The organism is Flectobacillus rivi (genome assembly GCF_030056655.1).
GTDB lineage: Bacteria > Bacteroidota > Bacteroidia > Cytophagales > Spirosomataceae > Flectobacillus > Flectobacillus rivi.
Genome location: NZ_JASHIE010000008.1, coordinates 60,383 through 85,955, shown reverse-complemented (window position 1 = coordinate 85,955; position 25,573 = coordinate 60,383). Strand labels below are relative to the sequence as shown.

The window sequence follows — 25,573 nt, the reverse complement described above, 5'->3', positions numbered from 1 at the left end:
TTATAGAAATGAACTTACAAATTATTACTCCGGATAAGACGGTTTTCTCTGGTGAAGTATCAGTGGTAACCTTGCCTGGAACTAATGGTTCTTTCCAAATTTTGAAAGACCACGCCCCAATCGTTTCTACGTTGGGTAAAGGCACTTTGATGGCTGATAAGCAAGAATTTACAATCGACGGCGGAGTGGTTGAAGTAGTTAACAACAAAGTGCTAGTTTTGGCCGAAGCTGTTTTGTAATTTGCTTTACAATGCCTTCTTCAAAAGCGATACAGTCTGACTGTGTCGCTTTTTGTTTTTTATATGTTTCTACAGTTATTTATTTCTCCCCAAATCTAAACTCACTTTTTCTTCGTAGATATTTTCAGAACACTTCAGATAAGTAAAAGAAGTTAGCTGTTATTAGTGTATTAGTTATTTTAGAATGCTTTCATAATCATCTGAAGAATACTACCAAAATCTGCCGCAGATATACTATTCATTTAATCTTTTTTGCCGTATGGAAGTAACCAATCCATGGATAAATGATTACTATATCTCAAGCTTTTAGTTAATTTTTATCTGGAGTCTTAGCGTGCTGTTGTTGTTTTGAGGCTTTTACTCCTGTTAAGAAAACCATTCTTAGTTCTTAAAATTTGAATCCTTTATTGTAAAAATATTGGTGATGCTCCTTTGCATTCACCCTGATACTTTATTGTCCTTATTTACTAACCTTATTTTGTTTTATGTGGTATAATTCATTGCTCGAAAAAGATCTATTGCCCGATTTTTTAATTCGATATGGTATTCGACAATTGGTCGAACAGCGTTTGAAAGATGAAAATAAAGGCGAAACAGAATTGCAACATCAACATTTACTGAATCTCCTTGAGGAGCTTCGTAACTCGCCTATTGCTATCAATACAGCAGAAGCAAACGAACAGCACTATGAAGTGCCAACCCAATTCTATCAATATTGCTTAGGGAAGCATCTCAAATATTCTTGTGGTTATTGGAAAGAAGGGGTAACAGATTTGGATACTTCCGAAGCCGATATGCTTGAACTCACTTGTCAGCGTGCCGAATTAGCCAATGGACAGGATGTGCTCGAATTGGGATGTGGATGGGGCTCACTGTCATTGTATATGGCTGCTAAATATCCTGCAAGCCGTTTTACAGTAGTATCAAACTCCAAGACACAAAAGGCTCATATCGACGAACAAGCGCGTCAAAGAGGTATTGTAAACCTTCAAGTAGTAACCTCAGATATCAATGTGTTCGATACTCATAAGGAACATTATGACCGTGTAGTATCTGTCGAAATGTTTGAACACATGCGTAACTACAGACTTTTACTACAGAAAATATCGTCATTCTTGAAGCCTTCAGGAAAGCTCTTTGTTCACATTTTTACGCATAAAGAATATGCCTATAAGTTTGAAGTAATTGACGAGTCCGACTGGATGAGTAAATACTTCTTCACAGGAGGTATTATGCCAAGCGACCATTTGTTATTTTACTTCAATGACCATCTTTCGGTAGATAAGCATTGGCATGTGAATGGTACGCATTATGGCAAAACATCAGAAGCATGGCTACAAAAAATGGATGCTCACAAAGCGCAAATTATGCCTTTGTTTGAGCAAACCTATGGGAAAGACCAAGCAGTGAAATGGTGGGTATATTGGCGTTTGTTCTATTTGGCTTGCGCCGAATTGTTTGCCTACAACGGCGGTAATGAGTGGATGATTAGTCATTATTTATTTAAGAAAAACTAGATGGAAAAAATAGCAATCATAGGGACTGGCATTGCTGGGATGGGATGCGGTCATTTTCTCCATCAGGATTATGATATTTCTCTTTTTGAACAAAATAACTATATCGGCGGGCATACAAATACCATGACCGTCGATGAGGAAGGTACTCCTGTACATATCGACACAGGATTTATGGTCTTTAACTTTCAGACCTATCCAAATTTGTGTAAACTTTTTGAGGAAATAAAAGCTCCTATCAAAAAGACAGATATGTCTTTTAGTGTACAACATTTGCCATCTCAGCTAGAATATTGCGGCTCAGGATTAAATGGCTTGTTTGCGCAGAGAAAACAGCTTTTTTCGTTGAAACACTGGAAAATGCTTTTGCAAATCGGTCGTTTCAATGAACAATCTGTCAAGATTTTGGACGACCCCAAATATCAGAATCATACCCTGGGAGAATATATCCGTGAGTTTGGTTTTGGCGAGGATATGCTTTGGAAATACCTTGTGCCTATGAGCTCGGCGGTGTGGTCGACACCTATGGAATTGATGCTCGATTTCCCAGCTGTTTCTCTGATTCGATTCTTTTATAATCATGGTTTTCTGGGACTCAACACGCAACATCAGTGGTACACGCTCGATGGTGGAAGCCGTATGTATCGAGATATTTTGATAAAACCTTTTCAAGAAAAAATACAGATAGGGTGTGCTGCGGTAAGTGTAAAGAAAGAAGCAAATGGTGTGAGCGTGTTACTTAGCGATGGCACAACTGAGCTTTTTGATAAAGTCATCATTGCCACTCATGGCGACCAAGCGTTGGGCTTGCTCGAAGAGCCCTCTGTTTTACAAGATAAATTGTTATCCAAATTTAAGTACCAGAAAAATATTGCAACGCTACATACCGACGAGTCTATTATGCCTCAAAATCGCTTGACTTGGAGTAGTTGGAATTATCGGATTGAGTCAACCGAAAAAGGTTTGCAGCCTTCAATTATTTATTGGATGAATCAGTTGCAGGGCGTTTCTAAGAAGAAAAACTACTTTGTTTCGATTAACGCTCAGCCTAATATCGATCCTTCCAAGATATTGAAAGTGATAGAATATGAGCACCCACTGTTTGATGTTCCAGCTATGCAAGCACAACAACAATTGCATTTGCTGAATACCGAAGGAGGTATTTATTTCTGTGGAAGTTATTTCAAATATGGCTTCCATGAAGATGCTTTTACTTCTGCGGTGAACTTATGTAGAACGCTTACGGGCAAAAATATTTATGGCTCATGAAATCCTGTATCTATGAATGTAAGGTAATGCACCAGCGAAGTGAGCCCATCAAACATGGATTCACGTATAAGCTGTTTATGTTTTACCTTGATTTAGATGAACTTGATATCATTCCAAAACATGTGAAATGGATTAGTCGAAATCGTTGGAATGTATTTAGTTTTTTTGATAAAAACCATTTGCAGTACCCAAAAGAAAAGCCTGAAACCAATAAAGATGTGAAGGAGCAAATCTTGACGTACTTGCATGCTAAAGGAATAGATTTGAAAGGTGGAAAAATCATGCTTTTGACCCACCTTACTACATGGGGATATCAGTTCAATCCTGTATCATTTTATTACTGTTTTGATGAAAAAAAACACCCTGTATGTGTAGTTGCGGAGGTGAGTAATACATTCAGAGAAATGAAGCCCTATTTGATTCAGTCTTTTCTGGAAAAGGAAGAACGCTTTGAGCATCGAGAAGTCAAGCATTTTTATGTGTCGCCTTTTATTGATATGGATGCCGAATTTGACTTCAAACTTCGTATACCCAATGAGTCGTTGCATATCAAGATAGATGATTTTAAAGGTGACAAATCCTTTTTCAAAAGTACGCTTTGGGGTAAAAAAAAGCCACTAAACAATGCCAATGTCGCTTGGTATGCGATTCGATTTCCGATGATTACCCTTCGTATTATGTGGCTCATTCATTGGAATGCTTTTGTACTGTGGCTGAAACGGCTTCCGTTTTATGCCAAAAAATCGCATCCAGAGCTTCAAAGAGACATATATAGACCTCTTTCTCACTAACCATAAATCCTTATTTTGTTATGACAACAACTTTGAAAAATACACAGCGTACCAAACCTAGTTTTTATCAAAAAGCGATTTTGGATGTTTTGCAAAAAATGACCTTGGGTAAATTACAAGTGACATTACCAAGTGGAGAAGTGTTGTTTTTTGGAAACACGCAGGTCTTTCCAACAGCTAAAATTGAGATTAAAGACGAACGATTTTTTAAGCATATCATGCTTTACGGAGATATTGGTTTTGGCGAAGCCTACGTAATGGGCTTTTGGGATACCAATAATATTACGCAGGTAATTCGTTGGTTTTTGGATAACCTCGAAAATGTCCCTGTTATTTCTGGTAATAAAACCCAAAACTGGCTTTTGAACCTACTCAAGTTGAGTAATAAAATCTATCATATTGGGCGTGCGAATAGCTTGGATGGCTCTAGAAAGAATATATCCGAACATTATGATTTGAATAATGATTTTTTTGCGCTGTTTCTTGACCCTTCTATGACCTATTCAAGTGCTTATTTTAAAGAAAAAGGCTTGTCATTAGAAGAGGCTCAACTCGAAAAGTATGAACGTTTGTGCCGTCAGTTGCATCTCAAATCTACTGACCATGTACTCGAAATTGGAAGTGGTTGGGGCGCTAATGCTATCTACATGGCCAAAAATTATGGTTGTAGAGTTACTTCTGTAACTATCTCGGAAGAGCAACACAAGCTGGCAACTGAGCGAGTAAAAGCCGAGGGCTTGAGCGATAGAGTCGAGATTTTGTTGAAAGATTACCGCCTGATTACAGGGAAATTCGATAAGATTGTTTCTATTGAAATGCTAGAAGCAGTAGGACATGAATTTTTGCCAGTCTATTTTGCTAAATGCAACGAACTTCTCAAAAAAGATGGTATTCTGGCTTTTCAAGTAATTACTAGTCCTGATTCTCGCTATGAATCTTTAAGAAAAGGCGTGGATTGGATTCAGAAATATATATTCCCTGGTTCGTTGTTGCCTTCGGTAGGAGCTATTAATCAGGCTATCAACAAAACTAGTGATTTTACATTGGTCAACCTCAAAGATATGGGCTTGGATTATGCCTATACTTTGAAATTGTGGTATGACCAGTTTCATCAAAATATTCAACAAGTCAAGGCGCTAGGCTTTGATGATACGTTTATTCGTAAGTGGAGTTATTATCTGAATTATTGCGAGGCTGCCTTTGCCAGCCGTAATATTCATGTAATGCAATTGACCTATACACGACCGAATAATACCACTCGATAAGTTTTTCGTACCTATATCGTTAACTCTCAAAACAAGCCTGTATTTTTGGCGAAGTATTCTTTGGGTAGAAGTAATTGACAGCGTTTTAATATGAAGTCACTTACTTTTACTCAAAGATTTTTTGCTGTTATCCTATCATAAAACAGGAGTATGTATAAGATAGAAATACCTGTGTTTTGAGAAAAATGAAATTCCCCTTCTATTGCTTTTTGTTATTACTAACATTTGTTTGGGCTTGTAACTCTTCGGAGCCTCCCAAGCAGATCACACCAGCTTTTTATTATTGGAAAACCGTTTTTAAGTTGTCCAATGATGAAGCGCAAATCCTTACAGATAATCATATTCAAAAGTTATATGTCAAGTATTTTGATGTGGATTTGGATGAGCGTACCGCAAAGCCGACTTTCAAAGCCGTATTGATACCCAAGCAAAAAGTACCTCAAGGAATGAGTGTTGTACCCGTGGTATATCTGACTAATCAAACCTTGAAATGGCTTGAACCTCGATATTTGGAAGATTTTACTGAAAAAATAATAGATAAAATAGAGGTTATTCATCAGGGTTGGATAGGCGAATCTGTCGGGAATAATGAAATTCAAATAGATTGCGACTGGACTTTATCTACCAAGAAAAAATATTTTACTCTATTAACGATTCTTCGTAAGAAGTATCCTCATATCAGCGTTACGATTAGGTTGCATCAAGTTAAATTTTCAGAAAAAACAGGCGTACCTCCTGTCGAACGAGGTATGTTGATGTGCTATAATATGGCAGATTGGAAAAATGAAAAAACGGCAAATTCAATTTTTACGCCCGATGTTCTAAGCCAATACATCGGCGAATTGTCAGAATATCCTTTGCCTTTGGATTTAGTAATGCCTGCCTTTCATTGGACTGTAGGGTATCGAAATCATCAATTTCAGTATTTTTTGAATGCCGTCAGTTCCAAGGATTTTAGCAGTATATCTCTATTTGAACAAGACAAAAATCGGTTTATCGCACAGCGAGATATCACTTTATGGGGTATTGGAATTCGTAAAGGAGACGTGTTCCGAACCGAAGAAGTGGCTTATGATGACCTCTCAAAAGGTTGTCGATTGATAAAGAAGAAAATATCAAATCAAAAACTTACATTTGCCCTATATCATTTAGATTCCGAAAGTCTCAAAACTTACACACATGAACAAATTAAAGAACTATATCAACCTGAGTAAAAAGTCTGTTGCCTCACTTGTGATTTTTACCATTTTGGCCTGTGGTCCTGGCATGGCAGATTACGATGAATTTATGAGTTTTTTCATGCCTGAATCTGCTACCGTAAAAGGGGGTGATTTAAAATATGCGTATTCGTCTCAGTTTTTTTATAATGATTATGACGATTATAACGTCGGCAATGAAGATACTATTGACCACGAAAAACCGCTCAATATCTCAGCTTGGAGTAAATACGTAGGAGGGAAGATATCTAAAAAACAAATTGAACAATCACTTTACGGCACTTCTTCAGCATTACAAGATTGGTTGGCAAGTCATCAAAAAGCTGAAGCTGCCGATTATATTACATTTGTGCGTGGTATTGACCAAGCGTATAAGCGTGAAACGGTTGATTACTTTACAGAAACTAAAGTAGATACAGTTGCTTTGGTTGAGTTATTTACAAATGCCAAAGCCGCATTGCCTCAGTTGAAAGATGAGTTTGTGAAAGAACGTTATGCCTTCCAAACAATCAAGTTGGCAATGATGAACGACCAACCGCAAGAGGCCTTACAAGTATATGATGCAGCAATAAAACCTTTGAAGAAAAAGACCTATATCTCCGACTGGGCATTGTCTCGTAAGGCAGGAGCACTTATTGCCTTGGGTGATTCGGTACAGGCGTATTACGATTTTGCTCAAGTATTTGACCGCTGTCCAAGTCGTCGCCATGCGGCAGACTTAAGTATTCGCTCAAGAGGAATAGGATTTCAGGAAGGGGCTGTTGCCTTGTGTAAAAATAGTCATGAAAAAGCAGCAGTGTATGCTTTCGCAGCAATCAAACCTAGTGAAGAAGGGTTGAAGTTTTTAGAAAAAATGGTTGATTTAGACCCAACGCATCCTTTGATAGAGCTCGTGATGTCACGAGAAATCAACAAGAATGAAGCGCTTTACTACAAGCAAGTAGACTATTGGATGGGCGAACCTGATGCTAATAAAGAAAAAGAAAATCACGATAAGGCTATTCCATATTGGCAAAAACTAAAAGATTTTGCCACAGCTTGTTCTACTAATCCACAAGTTCCTAAGACAGGTTTTTGGTTGGGAGCCTTATCTTATTTGGAATATATAGAAAAGAATTTTGATAAGTCTGCTGAATATTTGGCTGAAGCAAAATTAGTGGTTAAGCCAAATACTGGTTTGAGTAAGCAATTGGAAATCCAAGAATTGTTGTTGCTAAGTAATAAATCACCTAAAATTACCCCAGAATTAGAAGATGAAATTACACCAGTATTGGCATCATTTGGCAAGCCGAAAGATTTTCGCATGAGCAATGCTTTAGCAGAAGCTTCAAAGCAATTGATAGCACGCTATTATGGTCGTTTGCCACACGAGAAGGAAGAAAAACAAGGCTGGTTGGCTAGTTGTATGAATAAGAAAAGCGAACCCGAAAAGGTTACGATTCCTTATCCCAAAGCCAAGGCATATTTGTTGGCTGCATTGACCAGCTACCAAACAAATTCTGGTCATGAGTATGGAGGATATATGTCGCAAACCGATATGTATGCCATCGAAGACACCACCGAATCCAAAACCATTGAACAAGTAATTGCCTATTTTCAAGAGTCAAAAAAATCAGCTTATGATTCTTTGCTTCAATCAATGACAGGTTTTAGCCAAGATCATTTATATGTATTGTTGGGTCGCCGTGCCTTGTCGGAGCATGATTATGCCAAAGCAACTAAGGCATTTGAAAAAGTAGCGCCAGAGGTATGGCGTCAGGAGCCTTGGAAGAGCTATTTCAACGAAGATCCATTCTTTATGACTACAACTAATAAAGAAAAACGTAGTACTTACACTCCAGTAGCTTTTGCACAAAAAATGCAAGAGTTGGCTAGTCGTTTGGCAGATAACCCTAACGATTTTGAAGCTGCTTATTTATTGGGTTGCGGAGCATACAGTATGTCGTATCAAGGTAACTCGTGGGTGCTATTACGTCGCGAATGGAGTACAGGCGAAGTTAATGGATATGTGCAGAAAGATTATGAGACCGATTATTATTTGGCAACTAAAGCAAAAAGTTATTTTGAAACAGCCTTAAAAAGCCCTGATGCTGAGCTTGCAGCTAAGGCAGCATTCGGTGCTGCCAAATGTGAAAATGCAGCTTTCTTTGTCCATGCCAATAGCCAGTCTGGTGAAGAAGATTACACCGTATTTGAAGCCAGAATTGCTAAAGATAAGGCTCGTGATTACGAACACTATTTTACGCTTTTAAAAGAAAAATATAAGAATACTAAGTTCCAGAAGTCCTTAATTCGTGAGTGCTCAGATTATAGCACTTTTGTGAAAGTCAAGAAGTAATAGTTCTTTAAACGTCGGCTAGTCAAAGAGATAGAATACCTATTCAGTTTGATAAGCAGGCTCTTTTTTGTATTTTTACCGTCAAGAATTAACACAAAAAACAATGAAAAAAATATTTCTCTTCGTAGTACTGGTATTTTCTTTAACTAGTTGTCAAAAGACTGTTTATTTAACAGGAAGCTTGATGCACACCTTACAAGAAAACGAACTGGATTTAGCTAAAATACAATTCTACAATGATAATCCATTAGTTTTGGAGAGAGAGGTGCCTTCTTCTAACGCCAATATCAAATCTGGTAAGGTATTCTTCAAAAATGGGCGATATATCAATCGCATATCTTTGGATAAAAATACACCAGGGATGGTTCAGCGCGAAGAAAATGGTTCTTTGTTAATTACATTCGAACAAACTTCTGATGGAGAAAACTGGTTGCGTTTTGGAGCTGTTCCTGGAGAAAAAGGTGAATATTTTTATCAGTTGATTGACCAGAAGGGAAGTCCAAGTTTTTCAAGAATTGATTACGAAGGAAACATGTATTTAGTGATATTTCCAACTCGTGTAAGATTACTTCTTTCTAAGAGTGTATTAACTAATTTGAAAGTGAAAGAAAGACACATGAAAGGTGTCCGTGTAAAATAAATTGTGATTTCAGTTCACAAAAAAAGAGGCTTCGAAAGAGCCTCTTTTTTTTTATCCATTGAAATAGAGCACTTAACCATTGAAAGACTCAGTAATGTAAAATATAGTATTTTTTTGATTTTCAGGAGGTAAGTGGCGTGAAATTTGATTCAAATAAGATATCCGCCGTAAACCAACTAATCATTTATAAACTTGTATGAAATATACATTTTGGCTCAATTTATGCGTTTTGACAAGCGCTGTGATTAATCTATCTTTTGTTGCTCCATTACCATATCATCCCAAAAATAAAGTGAAGCAACTGGTCTATGACAAAGAAGTTGTATTTCTCTTAAAATCTCACGATGATAATAACGTCCCTAAGTCATCATTACGAGGTAGAGCTGTAGGTCTTTCTAATGAACTTATTAACCTTAAGACTATTCTGGAAAATGACCAAGTAAAGTTTACTTGGACTGCCGAAACCAACGAAGTAAAGCGATATATCCTTCAATCAAGCTCTGATTTGGAGTCTTATGTAGATATTGCTGAAATTAAGGGAGGGAAAAATAATGAATTACTTACTTATACAGATGAGATTCACTCACAGGAAGCTGCTAAGTTTTATCGTATTCTTGCCGTAAAATCAGATAAAAATATCCAAGTATATGCCCCTATGGCTATCTATCGTCCTGATTTTAAAGGTGTAACAATTCATAGTGACGAGCAATCAGATATGATTCGAGTAAAACAAGATGATGTTGATACAGCCGAAATTTTAGTAAGTACAGCTTCAGGGATGGGTGTACCATGCCAAGTAATAGTAAAAAGTAGCTCTGAAGCAATTTTATGGCCTAGTTACGAATTATCTAATGGCGAATATAGCGTACGTTTGCGCACAACAAAAGGCGAACGAAAATTCAGATTACTTGTAGCCAAACCAGACAAGATGTTTTAATATCAACTAACCCTAAATAAATTCAGTAAAAAAGGATAGTCAAAACGATTATCCTTTTTTTATAAATAAATATATTGTTATGCTTGCATAATAATATATTCTTGCACAAATTTACATTTATATTAGTATGCTTAGCATACCTTTTACTAACTGTAGTAATAGCCTAAGATATATAAACCACTTAAACTCTATTCACTCGTATCCGCGACAATTTTACAGTTAGATTCTTGCCTCTCGCCCTATAGTAAGTACTAATGCAGAACTGTGAGTTATGATCTTAAAATGCTTAATCTCAGAAACTATCACTCTTCATTTTGTACGCTAGCTTAGATGATTTATGTCCCAATAATGAAAATCTTGAAGAAATATGAAAGCTGACAAAACCGTAGATTATCACATTAAGGCAGGATGGCATGCAATCAGTAGAATGTATAATTCTTATGCAGCACAGTTTGATATGACCATGGCTATAGGATATGTTTTGTTGAATATCGACAAAAACGGAACTCCTGCCACTAAAATAGCTCCCGCACTAGGGCTTGAGCCTCGTAGCTTGACGCGTATGCTCAAATCGCTTGAAGATAAAAAGTGGATTCGTCGTGAAACCGACGAGGACGACCGCCGTGTTGTAAAAGTTTATTTGACCGAAGAAGGTAAACGTAAACGTGACAAAGCTCGTAATGGTGTAATTATGTTTAATAACCTAATTTATGAAAAAATTGGAGAGGAAAAACTACAGACATTTTTTGAGGTGATGGAGCAAATCAGTGAGGTTGTCGACTCTGAAGCTGCCAATTATAAGGCGGAGAATATTGAAGAGTTTTTGTAATAAATAAGCACTCTATGTAGATACCAACAGAAGAGTGGTTGATGCGTCTTTACTATTTTTGCTTCTAGAAATAATACTATTTTTACTTTTTTAGAAAATATTTTAAATGTTATGCTTGCATAACATTTTTTTTATTTATTATATTTACAGAAAATTAGTATGCTTGCATACGATAGTCTAGCTTTTAGAAAATTTTCGAATCGTAAAATATTCAAAATATGGTACTTACAGATAGCAAATCATCCATTAAAGGAGGAGAGTTCTTGATAAAAGACATTGATGCTTCTCAAATTTTCATTCCTGAAGAATTCAATGAAGAGCAACAAATGATTGCTCAGACCTGTGTAGATTTTTTGCGTACAGAAGTACATCCGAAACTCGATGCTATTGATTATGCAAAAGATACCAACCTAATGGTCGAGTTATTGGATAAGGCTGGAGAATTGGGATTATTAGGAACTGCTATTCCTGAGGAGTTTGGTGGTTTTGGCATGAACTTCAATACTTCAATGCTTGTAACAGAAGCTTGTGGTGGTGGACATTCGTTTTCGGTAGCGCTTTCGGCACATACAGGTATTGGAACCTTGCCTATTTTGTATTATGGAACAGAAGAACAAAAAGCCAAATATTTACCCAAATTAGCAACAGGCGAATGGAAAGCGGCGTACTGTTTGACAGAGCCAGATTCTGGATCGGATGCTAATTCAGGAAAAACAAAAGCAGTATTGTCTGAAGATGGCAAACACTATATCATCAACGGGCAAAAGATGTGGATCACCAATGGTGGTTTTGCTGACTTGTTCATTGTTTTTGCTAAAATTGATAATGATAAGTCATTGACGGCATTTATCGTGGAAAAGTCGTTTGGCGGTATTACCATGAACGAAGAAGAGCGTAAAATGGGTATCAAAGGTTCTTCAACACGTCAGGTATTCTTTAATGATTGTAAAGTGCCAGTCGAAAACCAATTGTACACACGTGAGGGAGGTTTTAAGATTGCTGTAAATATTTTGAATATTGGTCGTATCAAATTGGCTGCTGCCGTAGTAGGGGCAAGCAAAGGAGTTATTTCTACCGCTGTAAACTATGCCAACGAACGTAAGCAGTTTGGTACTAGTATCTCTAGCTTTGGAGCAATCAAGCATAAAATTGGCGATATGATTGCTAAAGTTTTTGCTTCTGAGTCGGCTTGCTATCGTGCAGGACAAAATATCGATGATGCTATTGATACTTTGCTAGCATCGGGTATGGAGAGTGGACAGGCAAAGCTCAAAGGCGTAGAGCAATTTGCGATTGAATGTGCTATGTTAAAAGTTCATGGTTCGGAGGTATTGGATTATGTTGTAGACGAAGGGGTGCAGATTTACGGAGGTATGGGCTTTTCGGCTGAAGCACCAATGGATCGCGCTTATCGTGACTCAAGAATCAACAGAATCTTTGAAGGTACCAACGAAATCAACCGTTTGTTGTCTGTAGGTACTATCGTAAAACGTGCTATGAAAGGTGAGTTGAATTTGATGCCTGCGGCTATGGCAGTTGGGAAAGAAATTTTATCAATTCCTGATTTTGGTGCAGAAGAGGAAGATGGCTTATTTATTCCTGAGAAAAAAGCACTCAAAAACATGAAAAAAGCCATTTTGATGATTGCTGGTGCATCGCTTCAGAAGTTTATGATGAAGTTTGAGGAGGAACAAGAAATCATCATGAATCTTGCCGATATGTTGATTGAAACTTATGTGGCTGAATCGGTGCTGTTGCGTGTTGAAAAATTAATTACACTTCGTGGCGAAGAGGCTTGTGCTTTGGAAAAAGATGCTGCTTTGGTGTATTTACATTCTGCTATTGATAAGTTGAATTCTGCAGGAAAAGTAGCAATTACTTCATTTGCTGAGGGCGACGAATTACGAGTAATGTTGATGGGTTTGAAACGTTTTACGAAAATCGAGCCAATTAATTTGAAGGATGCAAGAAGAAGATTGGCTGATGCTGCGATCCAAAAGAACGGATATATTTTTATATAAAGATTTAAAGTCTTTAGCAGGTAAAAATTGTATTCGTAATATTATTAGAAATACTTTTAAACTTTAGGCTTACAGCATAAAGCCTAGAGCTTAAAGCGGGTAAAATGCCCACTAACTTAATTCGCTTACAGTTATTAGATTAAAATTTATGAAGGGGATTTTTAGGTAAATAGAAAGGAGGTGATGTTTTTCACCTCTTTTTTTGTGCTATAACTTAGCTATTGGGCATAAAAAAAGTCACTCTGTAAAGAGTGACTTTTTTGTATATTGCTTTTGTCAAGAGACTATTTCTTTTTAGCTTCTTTAACTTTTGCAGCTCTACCGTGTTTGCCACGAAGATAGAACAATCTTGCACGACGTACTCTACCTTTACGCAATACTTCGATTTTGTCGATGTTTGGTGACAACAAAGGGAAAATTCTTTCAACACCTACACCGTTAGAAATTTTACGAACTGTGAAAGTCTCACCAGCACCGCTGTTACGACGTTGGATCACAGTACCTTGGAATACCTGAATACGCTCTTTGTTACCTTCACGGATTTTAACGTGTACGTTCAAAGTATCACCTGCTGAGAACTCGGGCAATTCTGCACGGCGTGCAGCGTTTTCAGCTTCTACCAATTTGATTAAATCGTTCATCTTGAATGATTTTTATTGTTTAAGTCCTAAATTTTTTGACTTGATTAATAACTAGCGGTGATATTAAAGGTCTGAAAAACAATACATTATTGTAGTTTGACTGCCCAATCACATAATTACTAAATCTTTGGGGGTGCAAAGTTCCGAAAAAAAATATGTAAAACCAATAAATTGCTTAAGGATTTTAGAAAAAACTTGGAGGCTTTATGATGCATTTGGCTGTAAGCTCTAAACATTAGATACAAAAGCTTCAATTTTTCATCAGAAATACTATTTAACTTTTAGCCTACAGCATAAAGCCTAGAGCTAAAAGCGAATAAAACTATTTTACTTTTGCCACTAACTTACTTTTGCACACATCTTTAGCTTTTATACAATGAAAAAAATATTTGATGCCCAGCAGATTCGTAACTGGGATGCTTATACTATTGCACAGGAACCGATTACTTCCATTGATTTGATGGAGCGAGCCTCTGAAGCATTTACGGATAGGTTATTGTCACTTTTTTCAGACACCGACTTTACGATTTTTTGTGGAAAAGGTAATAATGGAGGAGATGGGTTGGCTATTGCTAGAATACTTGCCTCAATGAATAAAAAGGTTGAGGTTTATGTCATAGAATATAGTGCTCAAGCTAGTGCTGACTTTTTGATTAATTACGACCGACTAGCTAAAATAACCACTGTGCATACCATTAGTAGCTTGAAGGATTTTCCCGTTATTGGGCAAAATTCTGTTGTGGTAGACGCGATTCTTGGGTCTGGTGTGAATAGACCAGTAGAAGGTATTTTGAAAGATGTTATTCAGAAAATAAATCAAAGCAAGCTTCCTATTATTTCAGTAGATATCGCCTCGGGACTATATGTTTCTCAGCCAATTGCTGGGGACAATACCATTATTTGCCCTGATTATACCCTGACTTTTGAAGCTCCAAAACTAGCTTTTTTGATGCCTCAAAATCTACAATATGTGGGTGAATGGGAATGTGTCCCTATTGGTCTTTCGAGTAAATATGCTCAAAATACAATAACTTCCTATTTTTGGACAGATATGGTGTCGCTTAAAAAAAGGGCGAAATTTTCACATAAAGGTACATTTGGGCACGCTTTGCTGGCTGTCGGAAGTTATGGCTCGATAGGAGCGGCGGTACTTTCAGCAAAAGCTTGCTTGCGTTCGGGAGTGGGTTTACTAACCACCTATATACCCTCTTGTGGATACCAAATTATGCAGGCGTCTGTTCCAGAAGCCATGTGCCAAACAGATCCAGCAGAAAAAGAATTAAGTATTTGCCCCAACCTTGAAAAATACACTGTTATTGGCGTAGGGTGTGGTTTGGGGAAAAGTAATAAAACAAAAGCATTTCTGAAAGCGATTTTACAACAAGCAAAAAGCCCCATAGTTCTCGATGCAGATGCTCTAAATATCATTGCAGAAGAGTCAAATTTATTAGAATTGATTCCTCCAAAATCGATTTTAACACCGCATCCCAAAGAATTACAACGTTTGATAGGAGCTTGGGAAAATGATTTTGACAAACTAGAAAAAGTAAAAGTGTTCTCTCAAAAATATGATTGTATTGTGTTGATAAAAGGGATGTACACTGCTATAGTTTTACCCAATCAAGAAGTTTATTTTAACTCGACAGGTAATGCAGGAATGGCAACAGGAGGTAGCGGCGATGTGTTGACAGGCATTATCACAGCATTAATAGCCCAAGGGTATTCGTCGGAAGAGGCTGCGATTATTGGTGTATTTAAGCATGGTGAAGCAGGAGATATGGCAGCACAGGAAAGAGGACAAATGGCAATGCTACCAAGTGATATTATTGAAAAATTGAGATGGTAAACACGTAAGTCATTTCAAATTTAGTGATTTAAGAAATTGTGAATGAGTGATTTTTTAATAGGAATTTTACTAGTAGAGACGCAATGATTGCGTCTAAAGCCGAGTCATGTCTAGCATGGTAGTCTCAAAAAAGGCGGTTGGGAAATATTTCCCAACCGCCTTTTTTGATGAAAACTTGGAGAATAATTCCAATCCTAAAATTCGGGATTACTCATATTCTTATTTCAACAATTGATACACAATAAATGCCGATAAATATGCTAGCGTAGTCATATAAACCAACTGAATAGCAGGATAACGCCATGACTTTGTTTCACGATATGTTGTAGCCAAGGTACTCATACATTGCATAGCAAAGGCATAAAATATCATGAGTGAAAAGCCTAATGCTGCGTCGTACATCGGTTTGCCAGTTTCAGGGTTTACTTCGGCACGCATACGATTCATGACAGTGGTGTTTTCGTCGTCTACTTCGCCTCCTAAACTATAAATTGTGGACATAGTTCCTACAAACACTTCACGTGCTGCAAAAGAAGTTAACAAGGCAATGCCGATTTTCCAGTCATATCCTAAAGGCTTAATAGCAGGTTCGAGAACCTTACCAAAATGACCCGCATACGATGATTCCAGTTTTTGAGCAGCAATTTTATTTTCTAAATCCGCTCCTGTTAAAGTTGGATTTTCAGTTTTCACTTTTTGTTCTGCTTCTTGCATTGCATTGCCTGGACCATAGCTAGCCATTACCCAAAGCACAATCGAAATAGCAACGATAATTTTACCAGCTTCAAATACGAAAGCTTTGGTAGAATTAAGCAAAGAAATCATAATGTGCTTGAAACGAGGACCTTTGTAAGAAGGAAGCTCCATGATGAAATAACTTCTTTCTTTGGCTTTTAATACTACTTTTAGTATCCATGCCGACAGAATCGCCATTCCAAAACCTAGTAAATACAAACCAAATAAGGCAACTCCTTGCAAACTGAAAATGCCAAAAAGGGTGCTCTTTTCTGGAACTACTAGGGCAATAAGCACCGTATAAATTGGCAAACGTGCCGAACACGACATCAATGGGGTTACCATAATAGTAATCAAGCGGTCTTTCCATGAACCAATGCTACGAGTACTCATAATGGCAGGTACAGCACATGCTACACCTGAAATAAGTGGCACAACGGATTTACCATTCAACCCAAATCGGCGCATCAATTTGTCCATGATAAACATCACTCTGGACATATAGCCTGTTTCTTCCAACAATGAAATAAACAAGAAGAGGAATACGATTTGAGGTACAAATACGACCACACCTCCAATACCAGCAATCAATCCGTCTGTCAATAAATTCACCAGCTGGCTTTCTGGAAGGGTGTCTTTGAGGTATTGATTGAGCCACGCTACACCATTATCAATCAAGTCTTGTGGATAAGCAGCCCAAGTAAATACTGCTTGGAACATAACAAACAAAATGCCCAAGAAAACAAAATAGCCCCAAAACTGATGAAGAAAGACTTTATCCAAACGATCAGTCCAAGTTTTTACAGGCTCGTCTTCTACAGGAATTTGATGTAAACAACCATCTACGATTTCGTTGAGTACCGCATAACGAGAAACAGTTTCTTGCGCTTGGAATTTTTTGGAATTCCAGCCATATTTTTCTTGAAGTTTATCAAAACCTACTCTTTGCTCGGTATTGAATTGTTTCAAATTATCGTGTTCCGAAAGCCATAACAAGGCGTGGTAATCGTCGGTATCACCATATTTCTCTTTGATTTCATCAATCAATTCAGGAGAATATTCTACAGGTAACGAATCGTTAGAATTGAATCGTTGCTCAAGCGTCTTGTTGACTGCAAGGCGTAAGCCATTGAGTCCGATACCTTTTTTGGCATTGACTTCTGCAACTTCTACGTTGAGCTCTTTGGCGAGCTTAAAAGAATTGATTACGATACCTGAGTTTTCGGCAACGTCAATCATGTTGAGCGCCAAAACGGTAGGAATACCAAGGTCACGAACTTGGCTAAATAGTAATAGATTGCGTTTAAGGTTAGACGCATCGGCTACTACTATGGCCATATCTGGATAGTCAGGATGTTGTGGATTGGCAAGGATGTTGATAACAACTTGCTCATCGACTGATTTTGGATATATACTATAAATCCCCGGTAAATCTAGAATTTCGGCTTCAGTGCCTGTCTCCAAATTCCATTTCCCAATCAACTTGTCCATAGTTACGCCAGGAAAGTTTCCTGTCTTTTGGCGTAGCCCCGTAAGGCTATTGAACAAAGATGATTTTCCAGCGTTGGGATTACCGATTAATGCTATTTTGGGTGATTTCTTCAAGGCTATTAGCAATTTTTGGCTTCAAACTAATAACGTAAAAACGCATAGTTTGTTCCTATCTATTCACTTTGTTATTGATTAGTCTTTTATGAAAATAGAATAAATCCAAGACCAACCAAAGTGGTATTATTTAAGCAACAACAATAGTTGAGGCTTCATCTTTTCGCATTGACAAAACATAGCCAGAAACCTTTACGGCGATTGGGTCACCAAAGGGAGCAATATGTGTCATTGTTACTTGAGTACCGGGCAAGCAGCCCATTTCTAACAATTTGAGTGATAGAAGTTCGTCGCTAAAGCTCACAATCACGCCCTTTTCCCCGATTTTCAAATCCGCAACTGTTCTCATGATTACGCTTTCGATTAATAGTAGTTGTAATATAAAGTACAAATTTCTAAAGACTTAACAAATTACGAATTTGCACTTTATTTAGACTTATTCAAAACAAGTGCAAATAAACAAAGAGTTCCTTGTTTAAAGAAATATTTGCGAACTAAACCTCAAATTTTCTTTTTGATTATGATTTTAATCATTTTGAAACATTAGTTTTTGCATTCTATTTGTCCTCTAAAAATCTCCCTACAAAGTTGTTGGGCAAATGTCTCAAAATATTACTTCCTTTTTGAGTTTGCAGTTTGTTTGTGTCGTAACTTTGCGGAAAATTTTGAAAAAGGCTATCCAAATTTGACTCATCAACATTATGCCAAATATAGCCTCAGAGAGTTATTCGACATGGTAAACGAAATAAAAGCATTAATTGACAAAGAGATACGATTGGAGTTGAGGCAAAAATATGCTATCAATGGGATGCTTTTATATATTGTGAGTACGGTATATGTGTGTTATTTGTCGTTTCGATTGAAGACAAACCATATCGATAAAATTACTTGGAACACGCTTTTTTGGATTATCATTCTTTTCACAGCAGTTAATGCTATTGCCAAAAGCTTCACGCAGGAGCGTTACGGGCGTCTTCTCTATTATTATACCTTAGCTAATCCAGTTGGAATTATTGTTTCGAAAATTATCTACAACTCTATCCTGATGTTGGTATTGTCATTGGTAGGATTTGGGGTGTATGGTTTGGTGATGGGTAATCCAGTAGGTGATGTAGGGTTGTATTTGGTGGCGCTTATACTGGGGGCAATTGGTTTTGCAAGCACACTCACGATGATTGCTGGTATTGCATCAAAAGCCGAAAACAGTGCAACATTGATGGCAGTATTGAGTTTCCCAGTGATTATTCCGATGTTGTTGATGCTAATAAAAATATCAAAAAATGCACTCGATGGACTAGATAGAGGAGAAAGCCTAGACGAAGTAATGATTCTTTTGGCAATTGATGCTATCGTATTGGTATTGTCGGTGATACTTTTCCCTTTTTTGTGGAGAAGTTAGAGAATTGAGTGGTTTATAGTTATTACTAGACATTTGTAAAAATTTAGAAAAAACTCAATGATTCAACATAGAGTTAATAAATGACAAAATGAAACAGAATTGGTATAAGTATTTGGCAGTATTGATGCTGTCGTATGTAATGGTTTGGGGCTTTTTGGGGCATATTCCTCGTCAGCCTGTATTGCACGAAACGGCTCGTAACTTGTATTTCCACGTGCCGATGTGGTTTTCGATGTTTGTGATGTTGACAATTTCGGTTATCAATTCGATTAAGTATTTGAGAAATCCACTTACTGCTATCGACGACAAAGCGGAGTCTTATGCCTATACTGGGATTTTGTTTGGTGTTGTAGGTTGTGCAACAGGAAGTATCTGGGCACGTTATACATGGGGTACTTGGTGGACCAACGATGTAAAACTCAATGGCGCAGCTATCGGATTATTAATCTACTTTGCTTATGCTATTTTGAGAGGCTCGTTTGAAGACGAACAACAAAAAGCACGTATTTCGGCGATTTATAACATTTTTGCTATAGCATTATTGATTCCTTTACTAATCATTTTGCCACGTATGACCGATTCGTTGCACCCAGGTAATGGTGGTAACCCAGGTTTTAAACCAATGGATACACAAGGTGCTATGCGCATTGTCTTTTATCCTGCTGTAATTGGATGGATTAGTTTGGGTTATTGGATTACCAATCTTCGTTTACGTATTCGTAAAATTGAAAGACAAGCGAACGAAGCTTAGATAAGTTTTGGATGGAGAGTTGAGCATAAGGAGTTTTGCTGGATTCATCATTTGTTACTTACAATTCGGTACCAAACAAGAGTTTACTTATTTCTCATTAATAAAAGTCTTTTACTAAATAAAAAGCCCCAAGTTTATCACTAAAGGCTCGATAGATAAAATGAAAAAGTTATTATCATTTTTAACATTAATGCTAGTTTCGCTAGCTTCTTTTGCTCAAGACAATGCTGCTGGTGAGCCAGAAATGGCTGATAAATTATATGCAGATGGGCGTATTTACGCGGTAGTCGCTGTGGTGGTTACTATATTTTTGGGTGTTGTAATTTATCTGATAACATTGGATAAGAAAATTTCAAAAATCGAAAAAACTCTCAATTCGAAATAAGCGAAATCTCAAAAAGACGCATCAATAATCATGAAAAAAACACACATCTTCGGACTAATTATCATTGCCATTGCAGTGGTGATTTTGGTGTCAACGGGTACCGACGCTAGTACTTATGTTGACTTTGGTGTAGCCGAAAATATGGCTAAAGACGGTAGTGCAGAGAAGGTACACGTAGTGGGTAAACTTAAAAAAGATGCTGGGGGTAATGTTACAGGAATGAGTTATAATCCTGCACTTGATGCCAATCACTTTGAATTTACATTGGTTGATAACAAAGGACGTGAACAGAAAGTTGTATATGATGCTCCAAAACCTCAAGATATGGATCGTTCTGAGCAAGTCGTGATTATTGGTAATATGGAAGGTCAGGTTTTTAAATGTGAGAAAATCCTTTTGAAATGTCCTTCTAAATACCAAGATGGAAATGTGGATTTCAAAGAAGTGGAAAAACCTGCTTCTAAATCATAATTCGGCAGTTGGCTGTTGCCATATAGTTGATTCAGACTTACTGCTTACTTCAACAGATACGACTTCCAAACTCTTTTATTGAGTGTAGGAGTCGTATTTGTCTTAAAAATGCCTCAATGGTATTCAAAAATTAGGGTCTATCTCCCCAAACCCATTTTATCAAGATGTTACATACAACTATCGGAAATGTCGGTCATTTGTGTATTATTATCTCGTTTGTGACGTCGGTAATATCTGCATTTGGCTATTTCAAATCACTTCAAATTAAAAACCTCGAAGAACAAGAGTCTTGGAAGAAATTTTCTCGCTATTCTTTTTACCTACATGGTCTTTCGATTGTAGGAGTAATTGTGGCGCTTTATTCCATTATTTATAACCACTATTTCGAGTATCAATATGCTTGGTCACACTCGTCGATTGCACTTCCTGTATATTATATTGTTTCATGTTTTTGGGAAGGTCAAGAGGGTAGTTTCTTATTGTGGATTTTCTGGCATGCACTTTTGGGCTTGATTCTTATCAAAACCAATCGCAAATGGGAAGCTCCTTTGATGGTAGTTTTTGCTACTGTTCAAGCTTTTCTTTGTTCAATGATTTTGGGGATAGTATTACCACTTATTGACTTCAAAATTGGTTCATCACCATTCTTGTTAATGCGTGAGGCTATGCCTGATTTACCAGTTTGGAAAATGAATCCCAACTTTGTTCCAGAAGATGGACGTGGTTTGAACCCATTGCTTCAAAACTATTGGATGGTAATTCACCCGCCAACCTTATTCTTAGGCTTTGCTACAACCTTGATTCCATTTGCTTATGCGATTGCTGGTTTGTGGCGTGGAGAGTACAAAGAATGGATTCGTCCTGCTTTGCCTTGGTCGTTATTTTCGGCGGCAGTACTTGGCATAGGCATTATCATGGGTGCTTATTGGGCTTATGAGACCCTCAACTTTGGTGGATATTGGAACTGGGACCCCGTAGAAAATGCTTCATTTGTTCCATGGTTGGTATTGGTTGCGGCAATCCACTGCATGATTATTTATAAAACCAATGAGTCGGCATTGCGCATCTCATTCATTTTGGTGATTACTTCCTTTATTTTGGTTTTATACTCTACTTTCTTGAACCGTAGTGGTGTGTTGGGCGAGGCATCTGTTCACTCATTTACAGATTTGGGTCTTTCAGGACAGTTGTTGTTATATCTATTGTTCTTCTTGGTAGGTGCAGTAGGTTTGTTGATTTATCGTTGGAAAAATATCCCAACAGAAGAACAAGAGGCGTCTGTATATAGTCGTGAATTCTGGATATTTATTGGCGCTACAGCTTTGTGTTTGTCGTCTTTCCAAATTATTGCGGCAACCTCTTTGCCAGTATATAACAAAATAGTAGAAGCCTTGGGCTTTGTGTCTAAACTAGCACCACCTGCCGATGCGCCAACGTATTATTCAAAATTCCAGTTGTGGTTTGCAGCCGCAGTGGCTATTCTGACAGGTACTGGGCAATTTTTTTGGTGGAAAAAAATCAAAAAGGAAAACGTATCTCAGCACTTCTTAACACCTGCTTTGGTGTCTTTGATTTTGACTTCTTTAGGTATTTTAGCAACGACCAAGTTAGAGTTGGGAGATTTTTTCAGTAATCCAACCTATATCGCTTTACTTTTTGCGTGTATCTATGCTTTTGTTACCAACGGAACAATTTTGTTTAATATCGCTCGTGGCAACTACAAGCTATCAGGTGGTGCTGTAACGCACATTGGTTTTGCGATGATGCTATTCGGTATTTTGTATTCGTCGGGTTATTCTAAAGTAGTTTCGATTAATACATCGGGTTTTGCGATTTCGAATAAAGACGAAGCTTTTACCAAAAATAACGATAAAGAAAATAAAGAAAACGTAGTATTGTGGTTGAATACACCTTTAGAAATGGGCAAGTACACGCTCACTTACAAAGGGGTACGAGTAGAAGGTCGTGAGCTACCTGAGTATGTTCGTCCTGAGCTGGTAGAATTAATTGAGAACGATTTCCATGCTGTGGCTCTTCAAGATATTGAGCAACAAGGTAAAAAGTATTATGCCAAAGGCGATACTTTGCCAGTTTTTCCAGAAAATAAATATTACGAAATAGATTTCCGTGATAAAGATGGCAAAGTGACAACGTTATATCCTCGTGCTCAAATCAACAAGAAAATGGGGAATGCTTTCTCGCCAGACTTGAAACACTCGGCATTGGGTGATTTGTATACTTATGTAGCTTTGGCACCGAATTTGGACGAGAAGGAGTGGAGCAAAACGGAGAAATTCACGGTTGCGGTAAAAGATACCTTTTTCTTGAATGATTATGTGGCTGTATTGGACGAAGTAAAACGTGTAACTGAGTTTGAAGGAAAACCTCTTGGTCCACAAGATGCAGCAGTTCAAGCACGTATTTTGATTTCAGGAAAAGAGGCTATTCCACATGAAATAAAGCCAGTTTTTGTGATTCGTGATGGTATGGTAGCTATGCCACCAGTGGAAAATGCGGAGGCTGGTGTACGAGCAAGATTTGTGAGTGTAGACCCTCAGACAGGGAAATTCACTTTTGATATTAACACCTCCCAAAGAGACTTTATCATCTTGAAAGCTATCGAAAAACCTTTGGTGAATATCTTGTGGATAGGTACAATTATCTTATCGATTGGTTTCGTGATGGCAACAATCCGCCGTTATCGTGAATTCAAACTGATGCGAGATAAAGGATTTTAATTAAGCACAAACTCATGAGCAGAAAAGAAATATTATTGCTGTCAGCAGCTTTAGGCTTTTTGATAATTTGGGTTCTTGACCTTCGTGCAGGAACACCGCCAGAGGTAAATACTTTTTGGACAAAGATTTTTTACCATTATAGCTGGCTGATGATGTCTGTAGGTTGTTTGTTTTACTTTCAGTACTCTAAACAAATTCGTTTGAAGAAAGAAGAACAATCGAACAAAAGTGATAAAAAAGAGCCTGTTGGAGACCTCAAAAAGTCGCAACGTCAGGCTTTGTTAAAAGGTAAGAAAAAGTAAAATCCAGCTGTTGGGCATAGTATTTAAACATTAAGATTTTGTAAAAAAGCCCACAGATGTCAAATTTTTAGGGAGAGCGGTTTGATAAATCGCTCTTTCTTTTTGAAATTTGACCAAAAATATGCAATTTGATGTTTAGAGAATGTGAGTTTTTCTAAACCATACCTTCGTATTGTGTTGCTAATCAAATCACATACGGTTGTCTAACTCACAGATATAGATGTATTTAACCAATCAAGCATTCGACATCTATGTCTTCTAATTCAAAATTGAAACCAACCCCAGATGGACTCCCAACAAGCAATAGGTGTTATATTATCAATGGTTTTTTCAGCATTCTTTTCAGGTGTTGAAATGGCATTTGTTTCGGCTAACAAGTTATATTTTGAGCTACAAGCCAAACAAGGTGTAATCACTGGACAAATTATTTCTAGATTTATCAAAAATCCTTCTAAGTTTATCGGCACCCTACTTATTGGCAATACGTTGTCCTTAGTAGCTTATGGTATTTTTATGGAGGGCTATTTACATCATCAGATTGAGCACTATTTTCCCGTTTTTGGTACAGGTCTAGTTCCTGGCCTAATTGCGTCAATCTTAGGGACTGTTATTATTTTGGGTACTTCTGAGTTTACCCCCAAAAGTGTGTTTCTACTCAATCCAGATGGCTTTTTGGAGGTTTTATCTATTCCAATCTGGATTATTTATACGCTCATGTATCCCTTGGTATGGGCAATTGTAGGACTTTCAAGCTGGTTTATCAAAAATGTACTTCGTCTAGAATATTCGGAGGAAAAACCTGCTTTTGGTTTGACAGATTTGAACCATTATATGCAAAATCTTAATCGTAAAATTTCGACAGAGGAGGAAGCTGAAGTAGATACCAAAATCTTTAACAATGCACTTGAGTTTAAGCAGGTAAAAGTGAGAGATTGTATGATTCCACGTACCGAAATTGTAGCTATAGACTTAGAGGACGGTATAGAAGAGCTAAAGAAAATTTTTGTTGAGAGTGGTCACTCAAAAGTACTGGTCTATAAAGATACCTTAGAAGATGTAATTGGGTATTGTCATTCGGTGGCTTTGTTTAAGAAACCTAAAGACATTCAGAGTATTTTGAAGCCTATTCTGATTGTCCCAGAAGCAATGCCTGCCAAAGATTTAATGCTTCGTTTTTCTAAAGAACACAAATCCTTGGCCTTGATTGTAGACGAATTTGGAAGTACTTCGGGTTTGGTAAGTATGGAAGACGTAATGGAGCAAATTTTTGGAGACATTGAGGACGAATATGATGATAACGAAGATTTGATAGAGAAGCGATTAGAAGATAAAGTATATCTATTGTCAGCTCGTTTGGAAATTGACTATCTCAACGAAAAATATGAGTGGAATCTCCCAGAAGGTGATTACGATACCTTAGGAGGTATGATTATCAGTATTAATGAAGATATTCCAGAAGTAAACGAAACGATTATTGCTCATCCGTTCAATTTCCAAATTATTTCCATGATGGATGCTCGTATTGATACCGTGAAATTGACCATTATTGGAGAAATTGAGCGAAAAACAGAAAGCTTTTCGATGAAGCATTGAGGTTGAGTGGAGAGTTTTAAAAAAATACATATTGTAACTCGCAATTC

The 25,573-nt window shown here is 37.3% G+C and carries 22 protein-coding genes; 19 read left to right on the top strand and 3 right to left on the bottom strand.

All coding sequences use genetic code 11. The features are described from left to right. Positions 1-8 precede the first annotated feature (8 nt). The 11 genes from atpC (at position 9) to QM481_RS11805 (ending at position 13,060) form a co-directional block, all read left to right on the top strand. Positions 9-239, top strand: a complete 231-nt coding sequence (atpC, locus tag QM481_RS11855; protein ID WP_095160701.1) for an ATP synthase F1 subunit epsilon — start codon at positions 9-11, stop codon at positions 237-239. Positions 240-724: 485 nt separating this feature from the next. After that, positions 725-1,756, top strand: a complete 1,032-nt coding sequence (locus tag QM481_RS11850) for an SAM-dependent methyltransferase (RefSeq protein WP_283381941.1) — start codon at positions 725-727, stop codon at positions 1,754-1,756. Continuing rightward, positions 1,757-3,022 (top strand): NAD(P)/FAD-dependent oxidoreductase, encoded by a 1,266-nt coding sequence (locus QM481_RS11845; protein ID WP_283381940.1) that lies wholly within the window; start codon positions 1,757-1,759, stop codon positions 3,020-3,022. Then, the gene (locus tag QM481_RS11840) at positions 3,019-3,813 is read left to right on the top strand and encodes a DUF1365 domain-containing protein (RefSeq protein ID WP_283381939.1); all 795 of its coding nucleotides are present in this window, start codon (positions 3,019-3,021) and stop codon (positions 3,811-3,813) included. Before QM481_RS11845 ends, QM481_RS11840 begins: the two co-directional genes overlap by 4 nt. A gap of 20 nt (positions 3,814-3,833) precedes the next feature. Continuing rightward, a complete protein-coding gene (locus QM481_RS11835) occupies positions 3,834-5,078 on the top strand; it encodes an SAM-dependent methyltransferase (protein WP_283381938.1) in 1,245 nt (414 codons plus the stop codon). A 185-nt stretch (positions 5,079-5,263) separates the two neighbouring features. Then, complete coding sequence (locus tag QM481_RS11830) at positions 5,264-6,292, top strand: hypothetical protein (protein WP_283381937.1); 1,029 nt, start codon at positions 5,264-5,266, stop codon at positions 6,290-6,292. Then, the gene (locus QM481_RS11825) at positions 6,258-8,633 is read left to right on the top strand and encodes a hypothetical protein (protein WP_283381936.1); all 2,376 of its coding nucleotides are present in this window, start codon (positions 6,258-6,260) and stop codon (positions 8,631-8,633) included. The genes QM481_RS11830 and QM481_RS11825 overlap by 35 nt, the downstream gene beginning before the upstream one ends. A 103-nt stretch (positions 8,634-8,736) precedes the next feature. Continuing rightward, positions 8,737-9,273 (top strand): hypothetical protein, encoded by a 537-nt coding sequence (locus QM481_RS11820; protein WP_166549759.1) that lies wholly within the window; start codon positions 8,737-8,739, stop codon positions 9,271-9,273. Between the two features lie 196 nt (positions 9,274-9,469). Beyond that, positions 9,470-10,210 carry a hypothetical protein gene (locus tag QM481_RS11815; protein WP_283381935.1) on the top strand — a complete coding sequence of 247 codons (741 nt, stop codon included), beginning with the start codon at positions 9,470-9,472 and terminating at the stop codon, positions 10,208-10,210. Between the two features lie 367 nt (positions 10,211-10,577). Continuing rightward, complete coding sequence (locus tag QM481_RS11810; protein WP_095160692.1) at positions 10,578-11,039, top strand: MarR family winged helix-turn-helix transcriptional regulator; 462 nt, start codon at positions 10,578-10,580, stop codon at positions 11,037-11,039. A gap of 218 nt (positions 11,040-11,257) precedes the next feature. Beyond that, positions 11,258-13,060, top strand: a complete 1,803-nt coding sequence (locus QM481_RS11805) for an acyl-CoA dehydrogenase FadE (RefSeq protein WP_283381934.1) — start codon at positions 11,258-11,260, stop codon at positions 13,058-13,060. 284 nt (positions 13,061-13,344) lie between these two features. Here the strand turns inward: QM481_RS11805 and rplS are convergent, their stop codons facing one another. Next, positions 13,345-13,701 (bottom strand): 50S ribosomal protein L19, encoded by a 357-nt coding sequence (gene rplS / locus QM481_RS11800; RefSeq protein WP_095160690.1) that lies wholly within the window; start codon positions 13,699-13,701, stop codon positions 13,345-13,347. Positions 13,702-14,077: 376 nt separating this feature from the next. On the opposite strand from rplS, the gene QM481_RS11795 reads away from it, so the two are divergent. After that, a complete protein-coding gene (locus QM481_RS11795) occupies positions 14,078-15,547 on the top strand; it encodes an NAD(P)H-hydrate dehydratase (protein ID WP_283381933.1) in 1,470 nt (489 codons plus the stop codon). 219 nt (positions 15,548-15,766) lie between these two features. Here the strand turns inward: QM481_RS11795 and feoB are convergent, their stop codons facing one another. After that, the gene (gene feoB, locus QM481_RS11790; protein WP_283381932.1) at positions 15,767-17,887 is read right to left on the bottom strand and encodes a ferrous iron transport protein B; all 2,121 of its coding nucleotides are present in this window, start codon (positions 17,885-17,887) and stop codon (positions 15,767-15,769) included. Positions 17,888-18,017: 130 nt separating this feature from the next. Continuing rightward, entirely contained in the window at positions 18,018-18,236 is a 219-nt protein-coding gene (locus tag QM481_RS11785; RefSeq protein WP_095160687.1) for a FeoA family protein, read from the bottom strand. A gap of 384 nt (positions 18,237-18,620) precedes the next feature. Here QM481_RS11785 and QM481_RS11780 point away from each other — a divergent pair, with 384 nt between their 5' ends. From QM481_RS11780 to QM481_RS11750, 7 genes are all read left to right on the top strand, one after another. Further along, the gene (locus QM481_RS11780; RefSeq protein WP_095160686.1) at positions 18,621-19,286 is read left to right on the top strand and encodes a heme exporter protein CcmB; all 666 of its coding nucleotides are present in this window, start codon (positions 18,621-18,623) and stop codon (positions 19,284-19,286) included. 88 nt (positions 19,287-19,374) lie between these two features. Further along, a complete protein-coding gene (ccsA, locus tag QM481_RS11775; protein WP_166549765.1) occupies positions 19,375-20,037 on the top strand; it encodes a cytochrome c biogenesis protein in 663 nt (220 codons plus the stop codon). Between the two features lie 160 nt (positions 20,038-20,197). Continuing rightward, positions 20,198-20,422 (top strand): CcmD family protein, encoded by a 225-nt coding sequence (locus QM481_RS11770; RefSeq protein ID WP_166549766.1) that lies wholly within the window; start codon positions 20,198-20,200, stop codon positions 20,420-20,422. A gap of 30 nt (positions 20,423-20,452) precedes the next feature. Further along, positions 20,453-20,893, top strand: a complete 441-nt coding sequence (locus QM481_RS11765; RefSeq protein WP_095160683.1) for a cytochrome c maturation protein CcmE domain-containing protein — start codon at positions 20,453-20,455, stop codon at positions 20,891-20,893. Positions 20,894-21,057: 164 nt separating this feature from the next. Continuing rightward, positions 21,058-23,631: a cytochrome c biogenesis protein CcsA gene (ccsA, locus tag QM481_RS11760; protein WP_283381931.1), complete on the top strand. Its 2,574-nt coding sequence runs from the start codon at positions 21,058-21,060 to the stop codon at positions 23,629-23,631. A gap of 14 nt (positions 23,632-23,645) precedes the next feature. Beyond that, on the top strand, positions 23,646-23,933 hold the full coding sequence (locus tag QM481_RS11755) for a hypothetical protein (protein ID WP_283328854.1): 288 nt from the start codon (positions 23,646-23,648) through the stop codon (positions 23,931-23,933). 285 nt (positions 23,934-24,218) lie between these two features. Beyond that, positions 24,219-25,526, top strand: coding sequence for a hemolysin family protein (locus QM481_RS11750; RefSeq protein ID WP_166549770.1), 1,308 nt, complete (start codon positions 24,219-24,221; stop codon positions 25,524-25,526). Positions 25,527-25,573 lie beyond the last annotated feature (47 nt).